Below are 24660 nucleotides of genomic sequence, written 5' to 3' on the forward strand. Positions count from 1 at the left end.
TTTGGACGCTCTTTGCGGCGTTGGCGGCGCGTGCCTGCGGCAGCAGTGAGATAAGTCCACCAGTTTCCTGTTGCCAACGGAACCGGCTTTCGACTTCCAGCATTATTCGCGCAGGCGACATTCGCCACAGGCGCACAGGTATTTCCGGAGACTTTCGCGTGACTACGCCCCATCCAACCGCCGATGCCAGCGCGGCCATCGACTTTCATGCCTACCCCGATGCCAATGGGCATTTTGGTCGCCACGGCGGCCGTTTTGTCGCGGAAACCTTGATTGGCCCGCTGCAAGAGCTGGCTGCCGCGTATGACGCCGCGCGGGTAGATCCCAGCTTCATCGCCGCGTTTTACAAAGATCTTACCCATTACGTTGGCCGGCCCAGCCCGATCTACCACGCCGAGCGGCTCAGCCGTGAAGTCGGCGGTGCGCGCATCTTGTTCAAGCGCGAAGACCTGAACCACACCGGCGCACACAAGATCAACAACACCATCGGCCAAGCGCTGTTGGCATCGCGCATGGGCAAGACCCGGATCATCGCCGAGACCGGCGCCGGCCAGCACGGCGTGGCCAGCGCCACCGTGGCCACACGCTTGGGTCTGGAATGCGTGGTCTACATGGGCGCCACCGATATCGAGCGGCAAAAAAGCAATGTCCATCGCATGCAGTTGCTGGGGGCCACCGTGGTGCCGGTCACCAGTGGCAGTGCCACCCTGAAAGACGCGCTGAACGAAGCCATGCGCGATTGGGTGACGAATGTGCAGGACACCTTCTACATCATCGGCACCGTGGCCGGCCCCGACCCGTACCCGCGCATGGTGCGTGATTTCAATTCCGTGGTGGGGCGTGAAGCCCGCCAGCAGATGCTGGCCGAATACGGCCGCCTGCCGGATGCCATCACCGCCTGCGTGGGGGGCGGCAGCAATGCCATCGGCATTTTCCATGCGTTCCTGAATGACCCCATGGTGCGCATCGTGGGGGCGGAAGCGGCGGGTGATGGCATCCAAACCGGCCGCCATGCCGCATCGTTATCCGCGGGTCGGGTGGGGGTATTGCACGGCAACCGTACCTACGTGATTTGCGATGACGATGGCCAGATCACCGAAACCCATTCGATTTCCGCCGGATTGGATTACCCCGGTGTCGGCCCCGAACACGCCTTCCTGAAGGACATGGGGCGCGCCGAGTACGTGGGCGTCACCGATGCCGAGGCGCTGGCCGCCTTCCACCGGCTGACCCGCACCGAAGGCATTCTGCCGGCGCTGGAGTCCAGTCATGCAGTGGCGCAAGCGATCAAACTGGCTGCGGACATGCGAAAAGACGCGATAGTGCTGTGCAACCTGTCTGGCCGTGGCGACAAGGATGTGCACACGATTGCCGCACGCGAAGGCATCGTTCTGTAAAGCGTGCCGGAGATCGCCATTTGGACTGCGCGCCGCTTTCGGCGACAATACGCGGTCAATTTCACCCTTAACAGCAGGAGTCTGGCCATGGCCGACGAGCAAGTACAACAAGCGCAGGATGCCAACCAAGGCGGCACCCAGTTCCCGCCGCAGTTTTTTGATTGCGTCAATGAATACCTGGAACTGACCAACAAACAGTCGCAGCAGTATGGCGACAAGAACATCAGCCTGGCGGCCCTGTTTGCCAGCGCCCGTTTCAATGCCCACGTATTCTTGAATAACGTCAAGCCGATCGCGGCTGCCGAAGAGCGCGCTGCGTTCCTCGACTACATGAGCACCATGTACCGCCGCATGCTCAATGAGCATCTGGATGGCATGGGCGAAGAGCGTGGTATTGATGTCGGTGATTCCGAGTTGGCCGATGAATACAAGGCCGCTGGCGTGCAGATTGGCCGCCTGAAGTCGGCTGGCGAAGTGGCTGCAGCGAACGAATGACCCGTTTGCAACAACGGTTGAGCGGCCTGCGCAACACAGGCCGCAAAGCACTGGTGCCGTTCATTACCGCAGGTGATCCTTCACTTGCGGCGACGGTGCCGGTCATGCACGCACTGGTACAAGCGGGTGCGGACGTGATCGAATTGGGCGTGCCGTTTTCCGACCCCATGGCGGATGGCCCGGTGATCCAGCGCAGCTCCGAGCGTGCGTTGGCTCGCGGGGCCGGGCTGGCGTACGTACTGGATTGCGTATGCGAATTTCGCATCACCAACTCCGCTACACCCGTGGTGCTAATGGGTTACCTGAATCCGGTCGAGATTCGCGGCGCTGCTGCCTTCGCCAAGGACGCAGCGCGTGCAGGTGTGGATGGCATGTTGCTGGTGGACTTGCCGCCCGAGGAAGCCGATGCCTACCGCGCAGCATTTGCGCACAATGGGCTGGCGCTGATTTCGTTAGCCTCACCCACCACACCGCAAGCGCGGTTGGAGCGGCTTTGCCAGCAGGCGGAAGGGTATTTGTATTACGTCAGCTATGCCGGCGTGACGGGCGCAGCGCACTTGGATGTGGTTGAGGCGGCGCGCCATTTGTCGCAGGTACAGGCGATGGCACAAGTGCCGGTATTTGCCGGATTCGGGATTCGTGATGCCGCCAGCGCCGCGGCAATGGCAGCCCACGCCGATGGCGTAGTGGTCGGCAGCGCCTTGGTTTCTGTGATGGAGTCGTGCACGCAGGCCGCTGATGTCGCCAACAGTGCAGCGGCATTCTTGCAGCCGCTGCGTGATGCACTGAACGGCTTGGCTGTTTCGGCCTGAGCTAGACTGCAACATCTTTCGTTTGACGCACCCTTTGGCAACGGCATGGCTATCGGGTACACAACGCAACTGCGGTGATTGAATTCAAATGAGCTGGCTAAAAAAAATCATGCCGGGTGCCGGCATCCGCACCGAGGCAGGCAGTGAGCGCAAACGCAGCGTTCCCGAAGGCTTGTGGGAAAAGTGCGAGCATTGTGGTGCGGCGTTGTATCGCCCCGAACTGGAAGCCAATCTTGAGGTGTGCCCCAAGTGCAGTTTTCATATGCCGATTCGAGCACGCGCCCGCCTTGCGGCACTGTTGGATGACGGCGTTGGGCGTGAAATAGGTGCCAGCTTGGGCCCTACCGATGTGCTCAAGTTCAAGGACCAAAAAAAATACGTCGACCGCATCAAGGCGGCACAAAAATCCACCGGTGAGCGTGATGCGCTGATCGCCATGGAAGGCAAGTTGATGGGGCGTGACCTTGTGGCCGCCTCGTTTGATTTTGCATTCATGGGTGGGTCAATGGGGTCAGTGGTGGGTGAACGTTTTACCCTTGCCGCCGAGCGTGCACTGGTGCTGCGTTGCCCGTTCGTGAATTTTTCCGCCAGTGGCGGCGCGCGCATGCAGGAGAGCTTGTTCTCGCTGATGCAGATGGCCAAGACCTCCGCCGCGCTGGGCCGCCTGCGTGCGGCGGGCCTGCCGTATATCTCGGTGCTCACCCATCCCACCACTGGCGGCGTGTCGGCCAGTTTTGCGATGTTGGGCGATTTGAATTTGGCCGAACCGGGCGCACTGATTGGGTTCGCCGGGCAGCGCGTGATTGAACAAACCGTGCGCGAGAAATTGCCGGAAGGCTTCCAGCGTAGTGAGTTTTTGCTCCAGCACGGCACCGTCGACCAGATCGTGGATCGTCGTGAAATGCGTGCGCGCTTGGCCCACATCCTGGCGATGCTGATGCGTCAGCCGGCACCTGCGGAAAGTACGGAGGTCGCGTGAGCGCACGCAAATATTTTGGTACCGACGGTATCCGCGGCCGTGTCGGCGAAGGCCCGATCTCGGCCGATTTCGTGCTGCGCTTGGGCAATGCCTATGGCCACGCATTGACCGCCGCCGCCCGCGCCGGGCAGGAGTGGCGCAAACCCCTCGTGGTGATCGGCAAGGACACCCGCATTTCCAATTACATGTTCGAAGCTGCGTTGGAAGCGGGCCTGGTGGCCGCCGGTGTGGATGTGCAACTGATGGGGCCCATGCCGACCCCGGCGGTGGCGCATCTGACCCATTCGATGCGCGCCGATGGCGGCATCGTGATTTCTGCGTCACACAACCCGCATCACGATAACGGCATCAAATTTTTCTCAGCACAAGGCGAAAAGCTCGATGATGCCACTGAGTTGGCAATCGAAGCCGCACTCGAAAAACCATTTTCCACCGTGCCTTCGGAGCAGTTAGGCAAGGCAGTACGCACCCGCGACACCATCGGTCGTTACGTGGAGGCATGCAAAAACTCTGTCCCCAAAGGCTTTCATTTGGGTGGCATGCGCATCGTGGTGGACTGCGGCCACGGCGCAACCTACCAATTGGCGCCGCTGGTGCTGCGTGAGCTGGATGCGCGGGTGGATGCAATTGGGGTGGAACCCAATGGCGTGAATATCAATGATGGCGTGGGTTCTACGCATCCCGAAGCACTGGTGGCGCGGGTGCGTGAAACCACCGCTGACCTCGGCATTGCGTTTGATGGTGATGGCGATCGGGTGTTGTTTGTCGATGCTGAAGGTCGTGTGTGCGATGGCGATGATCTGCTATACGTGCTGGCCTGTGATTGGCAAGACAGCGGGCGTTTGCACGGCCCAGTCGTGGGCACCTTGATGACCAATTACGGATTGGAGCAGGCGCTGGCCGCACGTGGGATTGGTTTTGTACGTGCCAAGGTGGGTGACCGCTACGTGCATCAGCAATTGTTGGCGCATGAGGGCGTGCTGGGCGGCGAAGCGTCCGGGCATATTTTGTGTTTGGATCGTGCCAGCACCGGCGACGGTATCGTCAGTGCGCTGCAAGTGTTGGAAGTGTTGCAGCGGCGCGGCATCGGCTTGGTGCAAGCACTGCAGGGTCTGCAGCGGGTGCCGCAAAAAACCATCAACGTGCGTTTTGAAGCAGGCCGCAAACCGGCCGAAGCGGACAGTGTCAAAGCCGCGCTGCAAGCTGCACAACGTGCGGTGGAAGGGCGTGGCCGCGCCTTCTTGCGCCCATCCGGAACCGAGCCCGTGGTGCGCGTCACGGTGGAGGCCGACGATGCGGTACTGATGGAAGCCACGTTGACCACGTTGGCAGATGCGGTGCGCGCTGCGGCGATTTAACCTGTCATTCCCGTGCCAGTGGGTGTGGCAATCATCGAAGAGACTTTCCCATGACCTCGCAGATTCCAACCCTCGACATTCGTCGCTTCACCCATCCGGCCAGCCCCGTAGATCGGCAGGCGTTCATCGACGAGCTCGGCGCGGCCTATCGCGAATGGGGCTTTGCCGGCATTCGCAATCACGGCCTCCCGCAGGCGCAGATCGACGCGGCCTACGCCACTTTCAAGGCCTTCTTCGCGCTGCCCGACGATGTGAAAAAGCACTATCACGTTGCCGGTGGTGGTGGTGCGCGTGGCTATACGCCATTTGGCGTGGAAACCGCGAAAGGCTCGAAGTATTTCGATCTCAAGGAGTTCTGGCACATCGGCCGCGAAATCCCGCGTGACTCCAAGTATGCCGCCGACATGCCGGAGAATCTGTGGCCTTCGGAAATCCCCGAATTCAAGCAGGTTGGCTACGGGCTGTATCAATCGTTGGATGCACTGGGCTCGCAAGTGCTGTCGGCGCTGGCGCTGCACATCGGGCTGGCGGAGGACTATTTTGCCGACAAGACCGACAGCGGCAATTCAATTTTGCGCCCCATCCACTACCCGCCAATCACCACCGATGATGTGCCCAATGTCCGCGCCGGCGCGCACGAGGACATCAACCTGATCACCCTGCTGGTGGGTGCCAGCGCGGAAGGCCTGGAAGTGCTGTCGCGCAAGGGCGAGTGGGTGCCGTTCACCGCCGACGCCGACACCATCGTGGTCAACATCGGCGACATGCTGCAACGCCTGACCAATCATGTGTATCCATCCACCACCCACCGCGTGGTCAATCCGCCGGGTGACAAGGCGCGCCAGCCGCGCTATTCCACGCCGTTCTTCCTGCACCCCAACCCCGATTTCCTGATCGACGTTTTGCCGTCGTGCATCAGTGCAGACAACCCCAGCCGCTACCCCGAGCCGATCACCGCACAAGGTTATCTGGAAGAACGCTTGCGCGAGATCAAGCTGAAGTAATTGGGGGGGGGGGCCCACCTTGCGGCGTGGCGTGCCATCAACTCATCCAAAAAAACACCGCGGCCATGCGTTCGTCGGCCAGCACACTGCCGCAGTAGGCGGTGGCGGTGTGGATCAGGGCGGCGCTGTACACCAACAGGCGGTTGAATTTGTGGGGGATGCGCACATCTTCCACAAAGGAGTTGGGCGGCACGAAGCGGGTGCCCAGGGCTTCCACCAGATTGGTATGCGGCCGGGTGACAAGATTGCCGCCCAGCTGGCCATTGGGCATGCGTTGCCGATAAAAGCTGGTGCCGCATTCCTGCGGCGCATCCGGGTTCAAGTACAACACGCCGGCATAGCGGCACAGTGCGAGTGAGTCGGTATGCGGGCGCGGGCCGGCCTCGTGCTTGCCGACCACTTGCACGCAATTGTGGTTGAGGGTCTTGCCGTCCGGTGTCGGTTGTACCCACAGCTTGCGCGTGCCGGTGGCCTGCATGACACGCGCTTCTACCTGGGTAAGTTCTTCGGCATCCAGCGCCGGAATCGCGCGCCGGCCCGGCCAGCTTTCGCCGGTATGCGGGAAGCCCAGCGCCCAATCCTGTTTGCCCAGACAGCGCTCGCGCACGCGATCGGCATTGGGCAGCACATCATCGAACAGCCAGTAGTCGCGGCCTTCGGTGGGCTTGCGGTAAGGCAGCATCCGCAACATTGGCGTGGGTGGAAATTGGGGTCTCATGGGCGCGACTATACGAGCCGATGCGTGTGGGTTGTTAAACTTGGCTGACAAATTGAATGGAGTAGCGCATGCGCCGCAAGATCGTTGCCGGTAACTGGAAGCTGCAGGGCAGCCGTGAATTCGCCGCAGCCTTGGTGGATGCCATCAAGGCAGGCGCGCCTGCCGGCGTTGGCTTGATCGTATTGCCTCCGTATCCGTATCTGGGGGAAGTGCTGGCCCGCTGCGCAGGTGCAGACATCGCAGTGGGGGCGCAGGATGTCAGCGCGCATGCAAAGGGGGCCTACACCGGCGAAGTGGCTGCCGCCATGCTGGCCGATGTGGGCGCACGCTATACCTTGGTGGGGCATTCCGAACGCCGCCAATACCATGCTGAAAGCAGCGAATTGGTGGCGCAGAAATTCCGGGCCGCGCAGGCCGCTGGCATCACTCCCATCCTGTGTGTGGGCGAACGTCTGGAGGAGCGCGAAGCTGGGCAGACCGAGGCGGTGATTGCCAGCCAATTGCGCCCGGTACTGGATCTGGTGGGCGTGGCGGCATTTGCCGATGCGGTGGTGGCGTACGAGCCGGTGTGGGCGATTGGCACTGGCCGCACCGCCAGCCCAGAGCAGGCGCAGGCGGTGCATGCCTTCATCCGTAGCCAAGTGGCCGATAGGGATGCTAAAATCGCTGATTCACTGCCGCTGTTGTATGGTGGCAGCGTGAAGCCCGACAACGCGGCCAGCCTGTTTGCGCAGGCCGACGTGGATGGCGGGTTGATTGGCGGCGCTTCCTTGGTCGCCGCAGATTTCCTGGCCATCGCAACTGCGCTGGCCTGACCGACTTCAGAGACAACCCCGATGCTGTTGCAACTTGTCAATATTCTGTATGTGCTGGTGGCCATTGGCATCATTGCTTTTGTGCTGCTGCAACAAGGCTCTGGTGCGCAGGCCGGCTCCGGCTTTGGTGGCGGCGCATCCTCCACCGTGTTCGGTGCGCGCGGCGCGTCGAACTTCCTAAGCAAGTCCACCAAGTGGTTGGCCATCGTGTTCTTTGTCACCAGCATGGGTATGGCGATGTATGCCAGCAAGCAGGCCGTTCGCGGCCCAGCCAAGGTGGACTTGGGCGTGATGGCGCAGCAACCCGCAACTAAGCCGGCTCCCAGCATTCCCACGGCACCTGCTCAGAGTGCGCCGACGGCTTCGGTTGTCGCACCGCCGGTTGTGCAGACCACGCCTGCAGCGACGACTGCCACGGTAGCGCCTGCTGCGCCGACCGCAGCCCCCAAGGCTGAGCAACCGGCGGCACCAGCACCGGCTAAATGACGCATTTGGCGACACGCTTTAAACTTGCAGTAACCGGCCATACGGCCGCAGCATTGCCCAGGTGGCGGAATTGGTAGACGCACTACCTTGAGGTGGTAGCGATTTAGGTCGTAGGGGTTCGAGTCCCCTCTTGGGCACCATTTGAGTTTCCCGCAACATCCCGCAAGACCACTAAACCCCTGATTTTCAGGGGTTTTTTATTGTCTTGGCGCCGATGTTGATCCCGTGACTTCCCGCCGTACCCCTACACTACCCCCAAGTTTGGGGGTATGGTTTGGGGGTAGTGGAAATCTTTGGGGGTACGACATGCCGAAACGAGTCCCTGAGTTGTCGCCGTCCGCCGTGAAGAACGCGCGGCCACGAACCGCAACGTACCGCCGACATGTCATTCTTGTCCAACATCATCGACGGCCAAACCGACCCGCTATCCATTGATTTTGACACCTTGATCGAGATCGCAGAGCGTGCGGAGAGTGCGAATGACACGGAGCTTTCCAGCTTGCTGACGCAAGCAATGGATATTGTCAGTGATGCGCTAGACAAGGCGACGCAGTAGGAAAATACGCGGTAGGTCTAGGGTGCGCGTCCGCCATGATGGACGCGCATTCTAGGAGAATTTCCGCCGTGCTGAACAGCCAACCACAAGCAATCAAGCCATTACTCGATTCATCTAGTGTACAAGCGGCTCCATTCTCAGATGTGGCGGCTTATTTGGCCGCCAATGTTTATGGCAAGCCAAAGGGCGAGCAGGTGCCTGATGCGCTGTTTGAAATTGGGCGGCTGCCGTCAGATGCGGTGGCAAAGTTAGCGAAATTTCGGGCAGGTTTTGCTGGTGATTCAATGGTTTTTGTCACAGGACGGGCATTGAAGCATGCCGACGAAATGCACCATGAGCACTTGGTTGCAATCGCACCGAAGCTGAAAGCCATCATCGGCGGTAGAGCACGCTTCGCCAAGAACCCAAAGCGCGTAGATAGCGTATTTCTGATCTACCCATTTGATGACAAGGGGGCATCCTTAATCGTCCTTGAGTTGAATAAGGATCATGGGCTAACCATGATGGTAAACGCATACAAGGGATGAAAAGGAACGATCAGTGGCTATCTTGCCAGTGGCGAGCTTGATTCGGCTGACTTGGAAGGACTGCAAAACGGGTTGCCCCGAAGTTCCCTTCATCCTCGCCCTTGGCGGGCGTCGCAGGAGCAGGTTTTCTGTAGTTCAAGCCAGCCAACGGAAATCTTAGTTGATTTGCAGGATGGCAGCAACCTTTCGCTTACCGTGGTGGATATGTCACTTGACGATGCAGGCGCTGGCCTGTCCGCGCTTGCTCGTGCGAAATGGCTACGCGCCTTGGCGATGGCTGCCACCGACTACAAGACGGCAACAAGCCCGCTGTTGAAGGCAAAGGCGCTCAAGGCGCGCAATGAGGCGCGTCTGGCGCTTGGTCTTGGCCGTGCGGCACCGGCAGTTGCGCAGGAATCCGCGCCGGAAGTGCGTGAGCCACGCAAGGCCACCAGCCAATTCTACGAATTCGACCCGAACCGCAAACACGCGCAACGCAAGAAAGACAATGCGGAGGCGATGGCGCTACTGCGCAAGATTGATGCGGGCGAGCTTGCGCCAGAACGGTTGACGGATGCAGACAAGGCGACATTGGCGAAGTATTCCGGCCTAGGTGGCGCGTTGACAGGCGCGGACGGCAAGACCGGCAGTGCGTATGAGTACTACACCCCGAAGCCCATTGCCGAAGGCATTTGGGCGATGCTTGGCGAGCTGGGTTTCTCGGGAGGCAAGGTACTTGACCCATGCGCAGGGGTTGGCATCTTTGGCGCGACTGCCCCACTCAGCGTGGCGGTTGACGCGGTAGAGTTGAATGAAACATCGGGACGAATCAACGGCTTGGTGAATGGTGGGCCGGGGTACACGGCGACGGTTTCCCCGTTTGAGAAAGTTGCAGATGCCACGCCGGATGAGCAATACGACGCGGTTGCAGTAGGATGCGCACTCACTCGATCACACCTATGAAGAGGTTTCCCCGCATGTTTGCGCGACTGTCACGGAGTTGGAGCCTGATCAAGGCCAGTGCGGGTGTGTTGGCCCAGGACAAAGAGCTGTTGGTATTTCCCTTGCTGTCGGCCATTTGCACGTTGCTGGTGGTTGCTGCATTCGTGTTGCCAGCGCTGGGGCTTGGGGTTTTGGATGGGGTGCGGGGCGGTGGCGCTTCACTGGCGATGTATGTGCTGGGGTTTTTGTTTTACTTGGTGCAGTACTTCGTAATTTTCTTTTTCAACTCGGCACTGGTGGGAGCTGCGTTGATCCGGCTGGATGGCGGTAATCCGACGCTGGGTGATGGGTTGCGTATTGCAGGCAGCAAATGGGTGTCGATTCTGGGGTATGCGGCAGTTGCCGCCACGGTGGGTTTGATTCTGCGTTCGCTGCAAGAACGTGCGGGCTGGTTGGGGCGTATTGCAGTGGGGTTCTTGGGGGTGGCATGGACGGTCGCCAGCTTTCTGGTGGTGCCGGTGCTGGTCAGCCGCAATGTGGGGCCGATTGATGCGATCAAGGAAAGTGCGTTGCTGCTGAAGAAGACCTGGGGCGAGAACCTGATTGGCCAGGGCGGCGTGGGCTTGGTGTTCAGCCTGATTTTCGTTGCGATGGCCACGTTGGGCGCGCTGGCAATTGTGGGTGCGGCAATGAGCGGTAGTGGTGTGGTCATCGGACTGGTGGTTGCGTTGGTGGTGATCGCCTTCTTGCTGGCAGCACTGATCCACGCGGCGCTCTCCGGGATTTATTCGGCAGCGTTGTACCGCTACGCCGTGGGCCAAGAGACGTCCACCGGATTTGATGGGCAGCTGCTACAGCGGGCATTTGCAGTCAAATAGCAGATGTTTCGTTGCAAATTTGAGTTCATTCGTGCTCAAATTGTAAGTATCGTTCTGATAATGGAAGTGTCTGTATGCAGGATCTCAATGACCTGTATTACTTTGTTGCGGTGGTCGATCACGGCGGGTTTGCCGCAGCCGAGCGCGCGCTGGGTATCCCCAAGTCACGCTTGAGTCGTCGCATCAGCGCATTGGAGGCCGAGTTGGGCGTGCGCTTGTTGCAGCGCTCGACGCGACGGTTTGCGGTGACCGATGTGGGCACCAGCGTGTATCGGCACGCACAGTCAATGCTGGCTGAGGCGCAGGCCGCACGCGAGGTGGTGGATCAACTCAGCGCCGAGCCGCGTGGCACCGTACGGGCCAGTGTGCCGGTGTCAATGGCGCAGCAACAGTTACCGAAGTTGCTGCCTGAGTTCTTGGCGCTGTATCCCAAGGTGCGGATGCAGTTGACCGTCAGCAATCGCCGCGTGGATGTGATCAACGAGGGCGTGGATGTGGCGATCCGCGTACGCAGCAAGCTGGATGATGATGGCAGCCTGGTGATGCGGAGTTTTGGCCAAATCCAGGAGTTGCTGGTGGCTAGCCCGCACTATTTGCAGCGCGCGGGTCGGCCGCAGTTGCCCGAGCAATTGGCCGAGCATGTCACCCTGAGCGTCAGCGAGGACGATGCGCGCCAGCGCTGGGAATTGCATGGCCCTGATGGCGAAGTTCGGCGCATTGAGTTGCAACCGCGCATCACTGGCTTTGATTTTCCAATGATGTTGACGATGGCGCGCGATGGCATGGGCATCACCTTGTTGCCGGAAACAGTGTGTGCCGAAGCGGTACGCCGCGGCGAACTGGAAGTGGTGTTACCGCAATGGCGGCTGCCGCAAGGGATCGCGCATGCGGTGTTTGCTTCGCGTCGTGGCATGTTGCCAGCAGTGCGGGTGTTCATTGATTTTTTGGCAGAAAAAATGCCACGCTTACTGGAGGCCGCACGGTTGGAGTGCAGTAGCCCGGAATGCCAGAAAAAGCGCACCCGCCAAAATCCTGAGCAACTCGCGCAGATGTCGGCGTAGTGCCAACCGGGTGTGGCATGCGACAATAGCGCGCACTGAATCGGAGAGATGGCCGAGCGGTTTAAGGCACCGGTCTTGAAAACCGGCGAAGGGTTATACCTTCCGTGGGTTCGAATCCCACTCTCTCCGCCACTTTTGCACATTGCAGAACGATACCGGAGAACGTTGAATCATGCGGTTCTCGTGGTCCATGGATGCACCAGCGGATATGCGCGATTCGGTGAGTCCCACCGCAGAGCACACGCGGGATCTGCAATGGATGCAGCATGCGTTGGCACTCGCGGCGCGCGCGCGCGATGAAGACAACGAAATCCCGGTTGGCGCGGTCATCGTTGATGCTGCTGGCAGGTTGCTGGGTGAAGGTTGGAACCGCAATATCCGCGAGCACGATCCGAGCGCACATGCCGAGATTATCGCGATGCGCCAGGCAGGGCGTGCGCTCAGCAATCATCGCCTGGTCGGTTGCACCCTGTATGTGACGTTGGAGCCGTGCGCGATGTGCGCGATGGCAATGGTCCATGCGCGGATCGCACGCGTGGTGTATGCCGCAGCCGATCCCAAAACCGGGGCTGCAGGGAGCGTGTTCGATCTGTTGCAAGATGCGCGCCACAATCACCGCGTGGAGGTTCGTGGCGGGCTGTTGGCAGAGCTTGCCGGGCCGATGCTGACGGCTTTTTTTCGCGCCAAGCGCGGGAAAATTTAAGCAAGGAATTCCGGAGGATTCTTGCCCGCGCACGCCTTGCTGCAACGTGAATGCGCACTGCCGACGAACGGCACTGTTTGAATGTGCGATTTAGCTCTTTTCTAACATCACCCGGCGTAAGGTTCCGGTTCCGGAGAAAAACTTCGCGGCGCGCAAAACGTCACGGAGAATCGCTCCGGCCACCCGACCCGGTCCCCTCCAGGCGCAATGCCCGCGAGACCGGGTCTTTTTTGCGCCGATGACGTGCCTAGCGTGTGCGCAGCTCGACGTCACCCTGCAGCTGGCCATCGCGATCCAACACCACGCGCACCCGTTTGCCGGCGTGATAGAAGCTGGCGCGATACAGACCCGCATCCTCGCCAGTGCCGCGTTCGCACAGTTGGTTGATTTTGTGTTGCTTCAGCAGTTGCAAAAACATATCGACTGGCAACTCCAATGCAGTGGCAATCGGGGCTGCTTCAATCTCGATCTCCAGCTTCGGGTTGAGCTCGATGGGGATGGCTTTGGGTGACGTGCGCGCTTGCATGGGGTGAGTTTCGGCATTCAAATCAATACCTGCACTGATGCGCGTCAATTGCAGTGCAGACAACAATAAGGCCCCCGGGGGGGCCGTTTGCAACACGTGTCAACCGCGATCAGTTGATGTCTTGAAGGTCACGCAACTGACGCGGCACACTGGCGAAATAGGCGGCCAAGTCGGCGATTTGCTGGTCGTTCAAGCCCTTGGCCTGCGCGGCCATCACGTCGGCGGTGGCACCGGCACGGGTACCGCCACGGTAGGCTTGCAGCGAATGCCCAAGGTAGTCGGCATACTGGCCGCCAATTTTCGGATACATGCCGTCGATTGGGGCATTGCCTTCCGCGCCATGGCAGGAGGTGCAGGCGGCGACGCCCTGCGTGCCCTTGGTGGCGATGTCGTGGCCAGCGGCAATATCACCCTTGGGCAGGCCGGCGGATGACGTGGTGTGTTCTGCGCCAGCACTGGCGTGTTCACTCTCGGCTTTGCCACCGCAGGCAGACAGGGCAAGTGCGCAGGCCAAGGCGAGCAGGGTCATGGAAGTCTTGGTCATGGCGCGGCTCACTTCTTCAAGCTGGACAGGTAGGCGGCGATATCGGCAATGTCTTGTTCGGAGAAACTCTCCGCTTGGGCCTGCATCGTTGGGTGTTTGCGCTTGCCGGTGCGGTATTCGCCCAGCGCATTACGCAGATAGGTTTCCGACTGGCCACCGATCATCGGCACGTGGTAGCTGGGGTAGGCGTTTTTATAGCCAGTCAACCCGTGGCAACCCTTGCAGGTGTACACCAAGCCCTTGCCGCGGCTGGAATCGCCTGTCAGTGCAGCGGCTGCGGGCGTAGCGGCGGCAACCGCCGGGGCTGCAGCAGGTGCTGGAGCGGTGGACTCTTGGGCAGTGACGGCAAATGTCGCAAGCAGCAGGGCAAGGCTTGCGGCAATCGGCAGCGGTCGCATCATCGGGCTGTTCCGGTTGAAAGTCGGTGGGTGAAGGCGATGCCGATAGTCGGCATCCGTTCAGGACGAGTATAACGGTGAAATCCGTTCGCCACATATGCGTCTCATCCGCATCCTTGAAGATGAACGCAAGGCGCGGACCAGAGAATGTTGGATGGCATGCATGACCTTCGGCGCATGTAAATAGGAATTTGCCTGGTGATATACTTGACTACAACACCAGTCAATGACCTGAACCCATGCCCAAGATGCCCACGACCACCGCCGATCGCCCTGGTCGCACGCTTCAGTTTGCCCGTTTGAGCCTGCTGGCCATTGCCCTGGGGCTGGCTACTTTCGGGCTCGCCGCCTGCAAGGGGGGGGGTGCCAATGGCCCGGGTGGCAAATTGGATCCCAAGGCCGACAAAGGCCCGGAAGCCGTGCCGGTGGAAGTGGCCACGGCTGGCCAGCGTTCGATCAGTGCCAGCTATAACGGCACCGCTGCACTGGAAGCCCGCGCGGATGCACAAGTGGTATCGAAGACCTCCGGTATCGCCTTGAAGGTGTTGGCCGATGTGGGGCAGCACGTCAGCGCAGGGCAAACCTTGGTCAGCATCGACCGTGACCGCGCTGTGTTGCAGCAGGCACAGGCCGATGCGCAGGTGCGCAAGCTGGAAGCCAATTACCGTCGTGCCACCCAGTTGGCCGAGCAAAAGATGGTTAGTGCCAACGATGTGGATCAGCTGCGGTTTGACTTGGACAACGCACGTGCGCAGTTGCGTATGGCCAAGCTGGAACTGGCCTATGGCAATGTGACTGCGCCGATTTCGGGGGTGGTGGCCACCCGCGACATCAAGCCTGGCAATTTCGTGCAGATCAACACGCCGATCTTCACCATTGTGGACACCTCGCGGCTGGAGGCCACATTGAACGTGCCCGAGCGCGAAATCGAAGTGCTCAAGGCGGGTCAGCCGGTGCAATTGCTGGTGGACGCACTACCGGGCAAAACCTTTGACGGCAAGATCGACCGCGTTTCGCCGGTGGTCGATGCCGGCAGCGGTACCTTCCGCGTGATCAGTGCATTTGATGGCGGCGGGCTGCTGCAACCGGGCATGTTCGGCCGCATCAAAATCCGCTACGACCAACGTGCCGATGCCTTGGTGATCCCGCGCAATGCCTTGCTGGAAGACGGCAATGCACCGGCAGTGTTTGTGGTGCGCGGCGGCAAGGCGGCACGCGCCACCCTGAAACTGGGCTATGACGATGGCCCGTGGGTGGAAGTGCGCAGTGGCCTGAAGGCCGGCGATCAAGTCGTGGTGGCTGGCAAGTCCGCGCTGCGCGATGGCAGTGCGGTGAAAGTCTTGGATGGCGCAGCTTCCGCGCAACCGGCGAAGGCCGCGCAATGAGCCCGTCCGACGATCTGCACGATCCGCTGCACCCGCCAGGCGGTGGTTTCAGCTTGGTGGAATTTGCCACGCGTCGGCGCGTCACCGTTGCCATGATGACGTTGACCTTGGTGCTGTTTGGCTTGATCGCACTGGGCAGCTTGAAGGTCAATCTGTTGCCCGACCTGAGCTATCCCACCTTGACCGTGCGCACCGACTACCCCGGTGCGGCACCGTCGGAAGTGGAAACCCTGATCTCGCAACCAGCGGAAGAAGCCTTGGGCGTGGTCAAGGGCTTGCGCAAGCTGAAGTCGGTATCGCGCACCGGGCAAAGTGATGTGGTGCTGGAGTTTGCGTGGGGCACCAACATGGATCAGGCCAGCCTGGACGTGCGCGACAAGATGGAGGCACTGCAATTCCCACTGGACGCCAAGGCGCCGGTGTTGCTGCGTTTCAACCCGTCCACCCAGCCGATCATGCGGTTGGCGCTCTCGCCCAAACAGGCTAGCAGCAGTGCGGATGAGATTCGTCAGTTGATGGAGCTGCGCCGCTACGCGGATGAAGATCTCAAACGCAAACTCGAACCGGTGGCTGGCGTCGCTGCGGTGAAGGTCGGCGGCGGCCTGGAAGATGAAGTGCAGGTGGATGTGGACCAGCGCAAACTGGCGCAGCTGGGGCTGACCATCGACAACGTGATCCAGCGCTTGCAGCAGGAAAACGTGAACGTCTCCGGCGGGCGCTTGGAAGAAGGTGCGCAGCGCTATCTGGTGCGCACGGTGAACCAGTTTGCCAATGTCGATGAAATTCGCAACATGCTGCTCACCACGCGTGCGGCGGCCAGCAGCAATAGCGGCACCCAGCAAGCGATGCGGGTGGCCGCAGCCAGCGGCAATGCCAGCGTGATGGCGGCGTTGTCGCAGGGTGGAAGCAATAATGCCGCCGGTGTCCAAGCCATTCGCTTGAAAGATGTGGCCGAGGTGCGCCAAGGCTACAAGGAACGCGAAGCCATCATCCGTTTGAATGGTCGTGAAACGGTGGAACTGGCGCTGTACAAGGAAGGCGATGCCAATACCGTGGCCACCGCCGATGCGCTGGAAGCAAAGCTCAAGGAGATTCGCGAAAAATTGCCGCGCGGGGTGGAGTTGACCACCATTGAAGACCAGTCGATCTTCATCCGCAATGCCATCCACAGCGTGAAATTTGATGGTGTGCTGGGCGGCATCCTGTCGATCCTGATCATCTTCCTGTTCCTGCGCGATGGCTGGAGCACGTTCGTGATTTCGCTGTCGCTGCCGGTATCGATCATCGCCACCTTCTTCATCATGGGGCAGCTGGGTCTGAGTTTGAACGTGATGTCACTGGGCGGCTTGGCGCTGGCCACCGGGCTGGTGGTGGATGACTCCATCGTGGTGCTGGAATCGATTGCCAAAGCACGTGAGCGCGGGCTGGGCATCCTTGAAGCCACCATTGCCGGTACCCGTGAAGTCAGCATGGCGGTGGTCGCGTCCACCTTGACCACGATTGCGGTGTTCTTGCCCTTGGTCTTCGTGCAGGGTATTGCCGGGCAGTTGTTCCGCGACCAAGCCTTGACGGTGGCCATTGCCATTGCGGTGTCGTTAGTGGTGGCAATGACCCTGATCCCGATGTTGAGCTCGCTCAAGGGGCGCGCGCCGATGGGCTTCCCTGACGAGCCGGCGCATCCGCGTTGGCAGGCGCAGAAGACGTGGCAGAAGCCGGTGATGTATGGCGGCCGCGGCGTGGGCGCACTGTTTCGTTATGGTTTCTTTGGTGTGGCATGGCTGATCGTGCGCATCTGGCGCGGCATTGCGGCGGTCGTCGGTCCCGTGATGCGCAAGGCCAGTGATGTGGCGATGGCCCCCTATGCGCGTGCCGAACGTGGCTACCTGCGCATCTTGCCTGCGGCCTTGTCGCGGCCGGTACCGATCTTGTTGGTGGCCGGCGTCGCATTCGCGTTGACGCTGGCGGTTGTGCCGCTGCTGGGGACGGATCTGATTCCGCAGTTGGCGCAGGATCGCTTCGAAATGACCGCCAAACTGCCCCCGGGCACGCCGTTGGCGCAGACCGATGCCTTGGTGCGCCAAGTGCAGGCCGCACATGGCAAGGATCCGGGGGCGCGCGTGCTGTATGGCGTGTCCGGCACGGGTACCCGACTGGATGCCAGCCCTACCGAAAGCGGTGAGAACATCGGCAAGTTGACCGTGGTGATGGACGGCAATCAGCACGAAGGTCCATTGACCGAAGGGCTGCGCAAGACCATGCGCGAGCATCCGGGCGTGCAGGTGGATTTCAGCCGGCCCGAGCTGTTCAGTTTGTCGCCGCCACTGGAAATCGAGGTGGAAGGGCAAGATCTGGATGCCATTCGCGATGCCGGCAACAAGTTGGCGCGCATGCTGCGTGCCAATGGCCACTACGCCGATGTGAAGTCGACGGTGGAGCAGGGCTTTCCTGAAATCCAGATCCGCTTTGATCAGGACCGTGCAGCGGCGCTGGGCTTGACCACGCGCCAGATCGCCGATGCCGTCGTCAATAAGGTCAAAGGCAATGTGGCCACCCGCTACAGCTTCCGCGATCGCAAGATTGATGTGTTGGTGCGTGCCGAAGCAAGCGACCGCGCGTCGGTGGATGACATCCGGCATTTGATCGTGAATTCAAACAAGGGCGCGCCAGTGGAATTGGCCGCAGTGGCCACGGTGACGGCCACCACCGGCCCCAGCGAAATCCATCGTGCCGACCATAAACGGGTAGCCATCGTCTCGGCCAATCTGCACGGGATTGACTTGGGCAATGCCATTCGTGAAGTGGACGCGATGGTGGCAGCTACCCCGCTGGGGGTGGAGATCGGCATGCGGATTGGCGGCCAGGGCCAGGAGTTGGATGAGTCGATTCGTTCGCTGCTGTTCGCGTTCGCGCTGGCGGTGTTCCTGGTGTACTTGGTGATGGCCTCGCAGTTTGAATCGCTACTGCACCCGTTCGTGATTCTGTTCACCATCCCGCTGGCGATGGTGGGGGCGGTGGCGGCCTTGTTGCTGACCCGTTCGGTGATTTCGGTGGTGGTGTTTATTGGCTTGATTTTGCTGGTGGGTCTGGTGGTGAAGAACGCCATCATCCTGATCGACAAGGTCAACCAATTGCGCGAAGACGGTGTAGCCAAGCGCGAAGCCCTGGTCGAAGGTGCACGCTCGCGGTTGCGTCCCATCATGATGACCACCTTGTGCGCGGTGTTCGGCTTCCTGCCGCTGGCGCTGGCATTTGGCGATGGCGCGGAAGTGCGCAGCCCGATGGCGGTGACGGTGATCGGTGGCTTGCTGGTCTCCACCTTGCTGACCCTGGTGGTGATCCCGGTGGTGTATGACTTGCTGGACCGCAAGCCAGACGAGTTCTATGCCGAACGTGGCCGGCGCGCGCGCAAGGATGCCGAAGCCGTGGCGAGCGTGCTGTCGCATGAGCATGATCCGTTGAATGGCGGCGCGAAGGGCTGATGCGATGAACATCACCGAGCTGTCCATTCGTCGCCCGGTCACCACCATCATGTTGTTCGTGTCGATGGTGGTGATTGGCTTGATCGCCTCGTTCCGCTTGCCGTTGGAATCGCAGCCGGAAGCCAGCGCGCCGTTCTTCTTCGTGCAGCTGCCCTATCCGGGCTCAACCCCGGAAGAAGTGGAGCGCAACTTGGTGCGGCCGATCGAGGAAGCGTTGTCCACCATGTCCGGTATCAAGTCGATGAATGCCAATGCCAGCGCCGATGGCGGCGGGGTGTTTGTGCAGTTCAGCGATTGGGGGCGCGACGTGGCGTTGGCGGCATCCGAGGCGCGCGAGCACATTGATGCGATCCGCGACCAGTTGCCGGATGACTTCAAGCGCTATTTCGTGCGGCGCTGGAGCACCGGTGATCAGGAAGCCATCAGCTTGCGCCTGACCAGCAATGAAAACTTGAGTGCGCGTGGTGAGTTGATCGACCAAAGCATCAAGCGCCGCTTGGAGCGTTTGCCGGGCGTGGCGCGGATCGAGGTGGAAGGCGTACCGGTGCAGGAAGTGGTGGTGGCCATCGAGCCCGACCGCTTGACCGCCAATGGCGTGGTGTTGAACGAATTGGTCAGCCGCCTGCAGTCAGCCAATTTTTCGGTATCCGCGGGCGAAATTACCGACAGTGGCCGCCGCTTGCGCATCCAGCCCAAAGGCGAGATGACCGACTTGGAGCAGTTGCGGCTGTTGCCCATCAATGCCCGTGGCGTGCGCTTGGGTGATATCGCCGAGGTCGCCCTGCAATCGCAACGCATGAACTATGTGCGGCAAATTGATGGCCGCCCCAGCGTGGGCGTGGACATCTACAAAGAGCGCGCTGCCAATCTGGTGGATCTGTCAAGATCGGTGCAGGCCGAACTGGAATTACTCAAGCAAGATCCTGCGCTGAAGGGCGTCAACATCACGGTGGTGGATGACCAGGGTGAGCAAGTCATCAGCTCGCTGTCGGCGCTGGCCGAGGCCGGTGGCATTGGCTTGTTGCTCTCCATCGCGGTGCTGTATTTCTTCCTGCGCCATTGGCCATCCACCTTGATGGTGACGCTGGCCATCCCGATCTGTTTCATCATGACGCTTGGCTTCATGTATTTTGCCGGGATCACCCTCAATATCCTGTCAATGATGGGTTTGCTGCTGGCGGTGGGCATGCTGGTGGACAACGCCGTGGTGGTGGTGGAAAGCATTTATCAGGAGCGCGAAAAATACCCGGGCCAGCCGCGTTTGGCATCGGTGATCGGCACCCGGCATGTGGCCATTGCACTGTCCGCCGGCACCTTGTGCCACTGCATCGTGTTCCTGCCGATGATGTTCGGCGAAAAGAACATGCTGACCATTTTCCTTGCGCAATTGGCGGTCACGATTTCGGTGTCGCTGCTGGCTTCGTGGCTAGTGGCGATCAGCCTGATTCCGATGCTGTCGGCACGCATGAAAACCCCGCCGGCGGTGAAATCCCCTTTCATCACCCGTCTGCAAACACGCTATGCCAAGGTGCTGCGTTGGAGCTTGGAGCATCGCGGCTGGAGCCTGACTGGCATCGTGCTGATCATTGCGCTGAGCTTCATTCCGATCCAGATGAGCAAGGGCGATTCGGGCAACGACGAAGATCCCACCAAGGTCGGCATTTTCTACCAATGGCAGGGCTCGTACTCGAAAGAGGAAATGGGTAAGGTCGTGGCGGACGTGGAAAAATACATCGACGCCAACCGCAAGCGTTTCGATGTCAAGCAGGTGTATTCGCGCTATGCCGAACAGGGCTGGGCGATGACCCAGGTCGAGCTGACGGTCAAGGACCCCATCAAGGCCAAGGCGATCCAGGACAAGATCCGCGAAGGTCTGCCGAAATCGGCACGCGCCAATATCGGGATTGGTCGGCAAGGCGGCATGGGCGGCGGCAGCGACCAGAGCATTTCGTTCAGCCTGACCGGCGATTCCACCCAAATACTGAAGACCCTCGCCGACGACATCTTGCCGATTTTGGGCAAGGGCAAGTCGCTGCGCGATGTACGCATCGATACCGGCGATGCCAACAGCGAGCTGGCGGTTCACGTCAACCGCGAGCGTGCGGCGGCTTATGGGTTCTCCGCGCAACAAGTGGCGCAGTTTGTGGGCATGGCGCTGCGCGGTGCCAGCCTGCGTGAATTCCAGCGTGGCGAGGTGGAAATTCCGGTGAGTGTGCGCTTCAAGGGTGCCGAAAATTACGGGCCGTCCGAGCTGCAATCATTCACTGTCAGCACTGCCGATGGTCGCAGCGTGCCCTTGCTGGCGATGGTGGATGTGGGTTTCCAAGCGGGGGCCAATACCATCCAGCGCATGAACCGGCAGACCATGCTCAAGGTGCAAGCCAGCCTTGCACCTGGGGCCAGCATGGAAAATGCAAAACAGGAAATCGAGTCCACCCTCAAACGCATCGACTTCCCGCCCGGCTATGGCTACACCTTTGAAGGTGGCGGCTTTGGCATGAACATGGACATGAACAAGCAAATGCTGCGCAATGTCGGCATCGCGCTGATCTTGATGTTCGTGGTGATGGCGGCAGTGTTTGAATCATTGCTGTTCCCGCTGGCCATCATGAGCTGCGTGGTGTTTTCGATCTTCGGTGTGTACTGGGCGCTGTGGCTCACTGGCACCCAGTTCAACATCATGGCCTTCATCGGCATTCTGGTGCTGATGGGTGTGGTGGTGAACAACGGCATCGTGATGATCGAACACATCAATAATCTGCGCCGACGCGGCATGAGCCGAACAGATGCGTTAGTGGAAGGCAGCCGTGAGCGTCTGCGCCCGATCATGATGACGATGGGGACCGCCATTCTGGCGATGGTGCCGATTGCACTTTCCAGCACCCAGGTGGCGGGTGATGGCCCACCGTACTACCCGATGGCGCGTGCCATTGCCGGTGGCTTGGCGTTCTCGACTGTGGTCAGTCTGCTATTCCTGCCCACCATCTACGCAATGCTGGACGACCTGCGCAGCGGCAGCTCACATCTGCTCGTCCGCGCAAGGATGACGCGGGCTGAACGTAGGGCGGCGCCAACATGAGCTTGCATCATGACTTGGGCGATGTAGGTATTGCATCGGCACTGCGTCGTGATGGGCGTGTCGCTGGTGCGTTGTATTTGGTGGTGGTGCTGACCGGCATCTTCTGTTTGGCGTGGGTGCCATCGCAACTGGGGACAGATGCAGCGGGTGCTGCCGCGCAGGTGGGTGTATTTCGCGCGGGCATCGCTGCATTTTTGCTGATGCAAGTCGCCTTTTTATTGTTGCCGCTGGCGATGTATCGCGTGTTGGGCGATATCAACCGACATGCCGCTGTGGCAATGGTGGCGCTGGCCACCGTCAGTGTGCCGATTGGGCTGGTGACACTCAGCCACCGGTTGGAGGCCTTGGCGTTGCTCGAGAGTATCGGTCAGCATCCGCCTGCTTCAGTCGATGCTGCGTTTCAACTGAGTTTGCAGCGCTACGGACACGGCATGTTCATCGCCAAATTGTTCTGGGGCTTGTGGCTGCTGCCGTTTGGCTGGTTGGTGCTGCGCTCAGGCCGTTTGCCGCGCGTGTTGGGCCTGCTGTTGTTGCTGGGGGGTGTGGGCTATGTGCTGCAGGTGTTCGGTGGCCTGCTGCCAGGCTTTGCCAACTCCAGTCTGTCCAACTACGCCACCTTGCCTGCTGCACTTGGCGAAATCGGTAGCTGTCTATGGCTGCTGCTGTTTGGCGTGCGTGTTGGCGTTGTTCGTACTCATTCGGCCTGAAATTCGATCTGAGGTCAACATGCAAACAGCAGTCACACCCAAAGCATTGGCAGACCCACCGTTGCCGCAACGCCTAAAGCTGTCGGCAGCATGGGCCAGCTTGACGTTTTGCTATTTGTATGGCGATTACTTTGGTTTATACAAGCCGGGCAAATTGCAGCACATGCTGGACGGCGCAGGACCGATGGGCGCGATCAGCCAGGGCTCGCTGTTGTTTGTTGCGTCGTTGCTGATCGTTCCCGGTCTGATGGTATTCATTTCTTTTGTGCTGCAGGCGCGTTTAGCGCGCTGGCTGCACATCGGGCTGGCATTGTTTTATGCCACGTTTGTGGCATTTACCATGCCCGGCGCATGGTGGTTTTACCTTGCCTACAGCACGGTCGAGATCATGTTGTGCGCAGCGATTGTTTGCCTGGCGTGGGCATGGCCGCGCGCGTCGGCACGCACAACAATGAAGTTGGCGTAACGCAGCCATCATCGGCTGCAGCAATAACGCCGCCCATGGGCGGCGTTATTGTGTGATCCAGTGCAGCGGGTGGGGTTACAACGCTTCGAAAACCCCCGCTGCGCCCATGCCGGTGCCAATGCACATGGTCACCATGCCGTACTTCTGTTGGCGACGACGCAGGCCGTGGACGAGGGTGGCGGTGCGCACTGCGCCGGTGGCGCCCAGCGGGTGGCCGAGTGCAATCGCGCCGCCCAGTGGGTTGACCTTGGCCGGATCCAAGCCGCAGTCCTGGATCACGGCCAGTGATTGCGCAGCGAAGGCTTCGTTGAGCTCGATCCAATCCAGTTGGTCTTGGCTCAACCCGGCTTGCTTGAGCGCTTTGGGGATGGCGGCAATCGGGCCGATGCCCATCACTTCCGGGCGCACGCCGGCCACGCTGAAGCTCACGAAGCGGGCCAGCGGGGTCAGCCCGTAATCCTTGAGCGCCTGTGCCGAAGCCAGCAGCACCGCGCCGGCACCATCGCTCATTTGCGAAGAATTGCCGGCCGTCACGGTGCCGCCAAACTGGCCATTGCGAAATACCGGGCGCAGTTTTGCCAAGCCTTCCACACTGGTGTCGGCGCGTGGGCCTTCATCGTGCTCGGCCACTGTGTTGCGGGTCAGGATGCGCCGGCCATCGGCCAGGTCCGGCTGGTGCGAGACGATTTCGTATGGGCTGATTTCATCCTTGAATTCACCGGCTGCCTGCGCTGCCAAGGCTTTCTGATGCGAGGCTGCGGCGAAGGCGTCTTGCGCCTCGCGGCTCACCTTCCATTCCTCGGCCACTTTCTCGGCGGTGATGCCCATGCCATAGGCAATATTGATGTGGTCGTTGTCGAATACGCTGGGCGCCATTGCAATCTTGTTGCCCATCATCGGCACCATGCTCATCGACTCGGTGCCGCCGGCCAGCATCAAATCGGCATTGCCCAGCCGGATCTGGTCGGCTGCCAATGCCACGGCCTGCAAGCCGGAGGAGCAAAAGCGGTTGATGGTTTGCGCTGCAATGGTATTGGGCAATCCGGCCAGCAACAGGCCGATGCGTGCCACGTTCATGCCTTGCTCCGCTTCCGGCATGGCGCAGCCGATGATGGCGTCGTCGATGCGATTGACGTCAACGCCGGGAGCCTGCGCGATCACGCTGCGCAGCACATGCGCCAGCATGTCGTCGGGGCGGGTATTGCGGAACATGCCTTTGGGCGCCTTGCCCACCGGGGTGCGGGTGGCGGCGACGATATAGGCGTCTTGGATATGTGTGCTCATGAAGCAACTCCGGAAGCGAAGTAATGTTCCCTCTCCCGGCGGGGAGAGGGTGGCGCGAAGCGCCGGGTGAGAAGGGCGAGGA

Annotated in this window: 23 protein-coding genes, 2 tRNA genes and 2 pseudogenes; 22 read left to right on the plus strand and 5 right to left on the minus strand. The window is 60.5% G+C overall.

Translation table 11 applies throughout. The features are described 5' to 3' along the window. Positions 1–197: 197 nt before the first annotated feature. The 6 genes from trpB to K7B09_RS07480 all read left to right on the plus strand — a co-directional run bounded on the left by trpB (position 198) and on the right by K7B09_RS07480 (position 6045). The gene (trpB, locus tag K7B09_RS07455) at positions 198–1397 is read left to right on the plus strand and encodes a tryptophan synthase subunit beta (RefSeq protein ID WP_223628774.1); all 1200 of its coding nucleotides are present in this window, start codon (positions 198–200) and stop codon (positions 1395–1397) included. Between the two features lie 87 nt (positions 1398–1484). Continuing rightward, positions 1485–1892 carry a DUF3144 domain-containing protein gene (locus K7B09_RS07460; RefSeq protein WP_223628418.1) on the plus strand — a complete coding sequence of 136 codons (408 nt, stop codon included), beginning with the start codon at positions 1485–1487 and terminating at the stop codon, positions 1890–1892. Then, complete coding sequence (gene trpA / locus K7B09_RS07465; RefSeq protein WP_223628420.1) at positions 1889–2704, plus strand: tryptophan synthase subunit alpha; 816 nt, start codon at positions 1889–1891, stop codon at positions 2702–2704. Before K7B09_RS07460 ends, trpA begins: the two co-directional genes overlap by 4 nt. An 88-nt stretch (positions 2705–2792) precedes the next feature. After that, positions 2793–3683 carry an acetyl-CoA carboxylase, carboxyltransferase subunit beta gene (gene accD / locus K7B09_RS07470; RefSeq protein WP_223628423.1) on the plus strand — a complete coding sequence of 297 codons (891 nt, stop codon included), beginning with the start codon at positions 2793–2795 and terminating at the stop codon, positions 3681–3683. After that, entirely contained in the window at positions 3680–5041 is a 1362-nt protein-coding gene (gene glmM / locus K7B09_RS07475) for a phosphoglucosamine mutase (RefSeq protein ID WP_223628425.1), read from the plus strand. The genes accD and glmM overlap by 4 nt, the downstream gene beginning before the upstream one ends. A gap of 50 nt (positions 5042–5091) precedes the next feature. Continuing rightward, a complete protein-coding gene (locus K7B09_RS07480) occupies positions 5092–6045 on the plus strand; it encodes an isopenicillin N synthase family dioxygenase (protein ID WP_223628428.1) in 954 nt (317 codons plus the stop codon). Between the two features lie 37 nt (positions 6046–6082). On the opposite strand, the gene K7B09_RS07485 is transcribed toward K7B09_RS07480, so the two are convergent. After that, the gene (locus tag K7B09_RS07485; RefSeq protein WP_223628431.1) at positions 6083–6763 is read right to left on the minus strand and encodes a DUF6445 family protein; all 681 of its coding nucleotides are present in this window, start codon (positions 6761–6763) and stop codon (positions 6083–6085) included. Between the two features lie 68 nt (positions 6764–6831). Here K7B09_RS07485 and tpiA point away from each other — a divergent pair, with 68 nt between their 5' ends. The 10 genes and pseudogenes from tpiA to tadA all read left to right on the plus strand — a co-directional run bounded on the left by tpiA (position 6832) and on the right by tadA (position 12710). Next, positions 6832–7578 carry a triose-phosphate isomerase gene (tpiA, locus tag K7B09_RS07490; protein WP_223628434.1) on the plus strand — a complete coding sequence of 249 codons (747 nt, stop codon included), beginning with the start codon at positions 6832–6834 and terminating at the stop codon, positions 7576–7578. A 21-nt stretch (positions 7579–7599) separates the two neighbouring features. Then, the gene (secG, locus tag K7B09_RS07495; RefSeq protein ID WP_223628437.1) at positions 7600–8064 is read left to right on the plus strand and encodes a preprotein translocase subunit SecG; all 465 of its coding nucleotides are present in this window, start codon (positions 7600–7602) and stop codon (positions 8062–8064) included. 55 nt (positions 8065–8119) lie between these two features. Beyond that, positions 8120–8204: transfer RNA gene (locus K7B09_RS07500), tRNA-Leu, on the plus strand. A gap of 242 nt (positions 8205–8446) precedes the next feature. After that, complete coding sequence (locus tag K7B09_RS07505; protein ID WP_223628439.1) at positions 8447–8620, plus strand: hypothetical protein; 174 nt, start codon at positions 8447–8449, stop codon at positions 8618–8620. A gap of 68 nt (positions 8621–8688) precedes the next feature. Beyond that, positions 8689–9147: a hypothetical protein gene (locus K7B09_RS07510; RefSeq protein ID WP_223628441.1), complete on the plus strand. Its 459-nt coding sequence runs from the start codon at positions 8689–8691 to the stop codon at positions 9145–9147. Between the two features lie 204 nt (positions 9148–9351). After that, the gene (locus K7B09_RS07515; RefSeq protein WP_223628445.1) at positions 9352–10089 is read left to right on the plus strand and encodes a class I SAM-dependent methyltransferase; all 738 of its coding nucleotides are present in this window, start codon (positions 9352–9354) and stop codon (positions 10087–10089) included. Positions 10090–10103: 14 nt separating this feature from the next. Then, complete coding sequence (locus K7B09_RS07520) at positions 10104–10946, plus strand: DUF6159 family protein (RefSeq protein WP_223628447.1); 843 nt, start codon at positions 10104–10106, stop codon at positions 10944–10946. A gap of 74 nt (positions 10947–11020) precedes the next feature. Then, positions 11021–11938 (plus strand): annotated as a pseudogene (locus K7B09_RS07525) (LysR family transcriptional regulator); the annotation flags it as partial. A gap of 111 nt (positions 11939–12049) precedes the next feature. Then, positions 12050–12139, plus strand: a tRNA-Ser gene (locus K7B09_RS07530). Between the two features lie 76 nt (positions 12140–12215). Then, positions 12216–12710 (plus strand): tRNA adenosine(34) deaminase TadA, encoded by a 495-nt coding sequence (tadA, locus tag K7B09_RS07535; RefSeq protein WP_223628776.1) that lies wholly within the window; start codon positions 12216–12218, stop codon positions 12708–12710. A gap of 247 nt (positions 12711–12957) precedes the next feature. Here the strand turns inward: tadA and K7B09_RS07540 are convergent, their stop codons facing one another. From K7B09_RS07540 to K7B09_RS07550, 3 genes are read right to left on the minus strand one after another with little or no spacing between them, the layout of a single operon-like run. Continuing rightward, positions 12958–13299, minus strand: coding sequence for a DUF6522 family protein (locus tag K7B09_RS07540; protein WP_223628451.1), 342 nt, complete (start codon positions 13297–13299; stop codon positions 12958–12960). A 46-nt stretch (positions 13300–13345) separates the two neighbouring features. Then, entirely contained in the window at positions 13346–13780 is a 435-nt protein-coding gene (locus tag K7B09_RS07545; protein ID WP_223628453.1) for a c-type cytochrome, read from the minus strand. A gap of 8 nt (positions 13781–13788) precedes the next feature. Then, positions 13789–14178 carry a c-type cytochrome gene (locus K7B09_RS07550; protein ID WP_223628777.1) on the minus strand — a complete coding sequence of 130 codons (390 nt, stop codon included), beginning with the start codon at positions 14176–14178 and terminating at the stop codon, positions 13789–13791. A 248-nt stretch (positions 14179–14426) separates the two neighbouring features. Here K7B09_RS07550 and K7B09_RS07555 point away from each other — a divergent pair, with 248 nt between their 5' ends. From K7B09_RS07555 to K7B09_RS07575, 6 genes and pseudogenes are all read left to right on the plus strand, one after another. Further along, a complete protein-coding gene (locus K7B09_RS07555) occupies positions 14427–15563 on the plus strand; it encodes an efflux RND transporter periplasmic adaptor subunit (RefSeq protein WP_223628455.1) in 1137 nt (378 codons plus the stop codon). Beyond that, positions 15560–17243, plus strand: a pseudogene (locus tag K7B09_RS13310) (efflux RND transporter permease subunit); the annotation flags it as partial. The gene K7B09_RS07555 and the pseudogene K7B09_RS13310, both read left to right, overlap by 4 nt. A gap of 170 nt (positions 17244–17413) precedes the next feature. Continuing rightward, positions 17414–19042 (plus strand): efflux RND transporter permease subunit, encoded by a 1629-nt coding sequence (locus K7B09_RS13315; RefSeq protein WP_374349511.1) that lies wholly within the window; start codon positions 17414–17416, stop codon positions 19040–19042. A 4-nt stretch (positions 19043–19046) separates the two neighbouring features. Beyond that, positions 19047–22121, plus strand: coding sequence for an efflux RND transporter permease subunit (locus K7B09_RS07565; protein WP_223628460.1), 3075 nt, complete (start codon positions 19047–19049; stop codon positions 22119–22121). After that, positions 22118–22828, plus strand: a complete 711-nt coding sequence (locus K7B09_RS07570) for a DUF4386 domain-containing protein (RefSeq protein ID WP_223628462.1) — start codon at positions 22118–22120, stop codon at positions 22826–22828. The genes K7B09_RS07565 and K7B09_RS07570 overlap by 4 nt, the downstream gene beginning before the upstream one ends. 19 nt (positions 22829–22847) lie before the next feature. After that, positions 22848–23294: a DUF6326 family protein gene (locus tag K7B09_RS07575; RefSeq protein WP_223628464.1), complete on the plus strand. Its 447-nt coding sequence runs from the start codon at positions 22848–22850 to the stop codon at positions 23292–23294. Between the two features lie 75 nt (positions 23295–23369). Here K7B09_RS07575 and K7B09_RS07580 read toward each other — a convergent pair whose 3' ends face one another. After that, a complete protein-coding gene (locus K7B09_RS07580; RefSeq protein ID WP_223628467.1) occupies positions 23370–24578 on the minus strand; it encodes an acetyl-CoA C-acyltransferase in 1209 nt (402 codons plus the stop codon). Positions 24579–24660 lie beyond the last annotated feature (82 nt).

The organism is Thermomonas beijingensis (genome assembly GCF_020034655.1).
GTDB lineage: Bacteria > Pseudomonadota > Gammaproteobacteria > Xanthomonadales > Xanthomonadaceae > Thermomonas > Thermomonas beijingensis.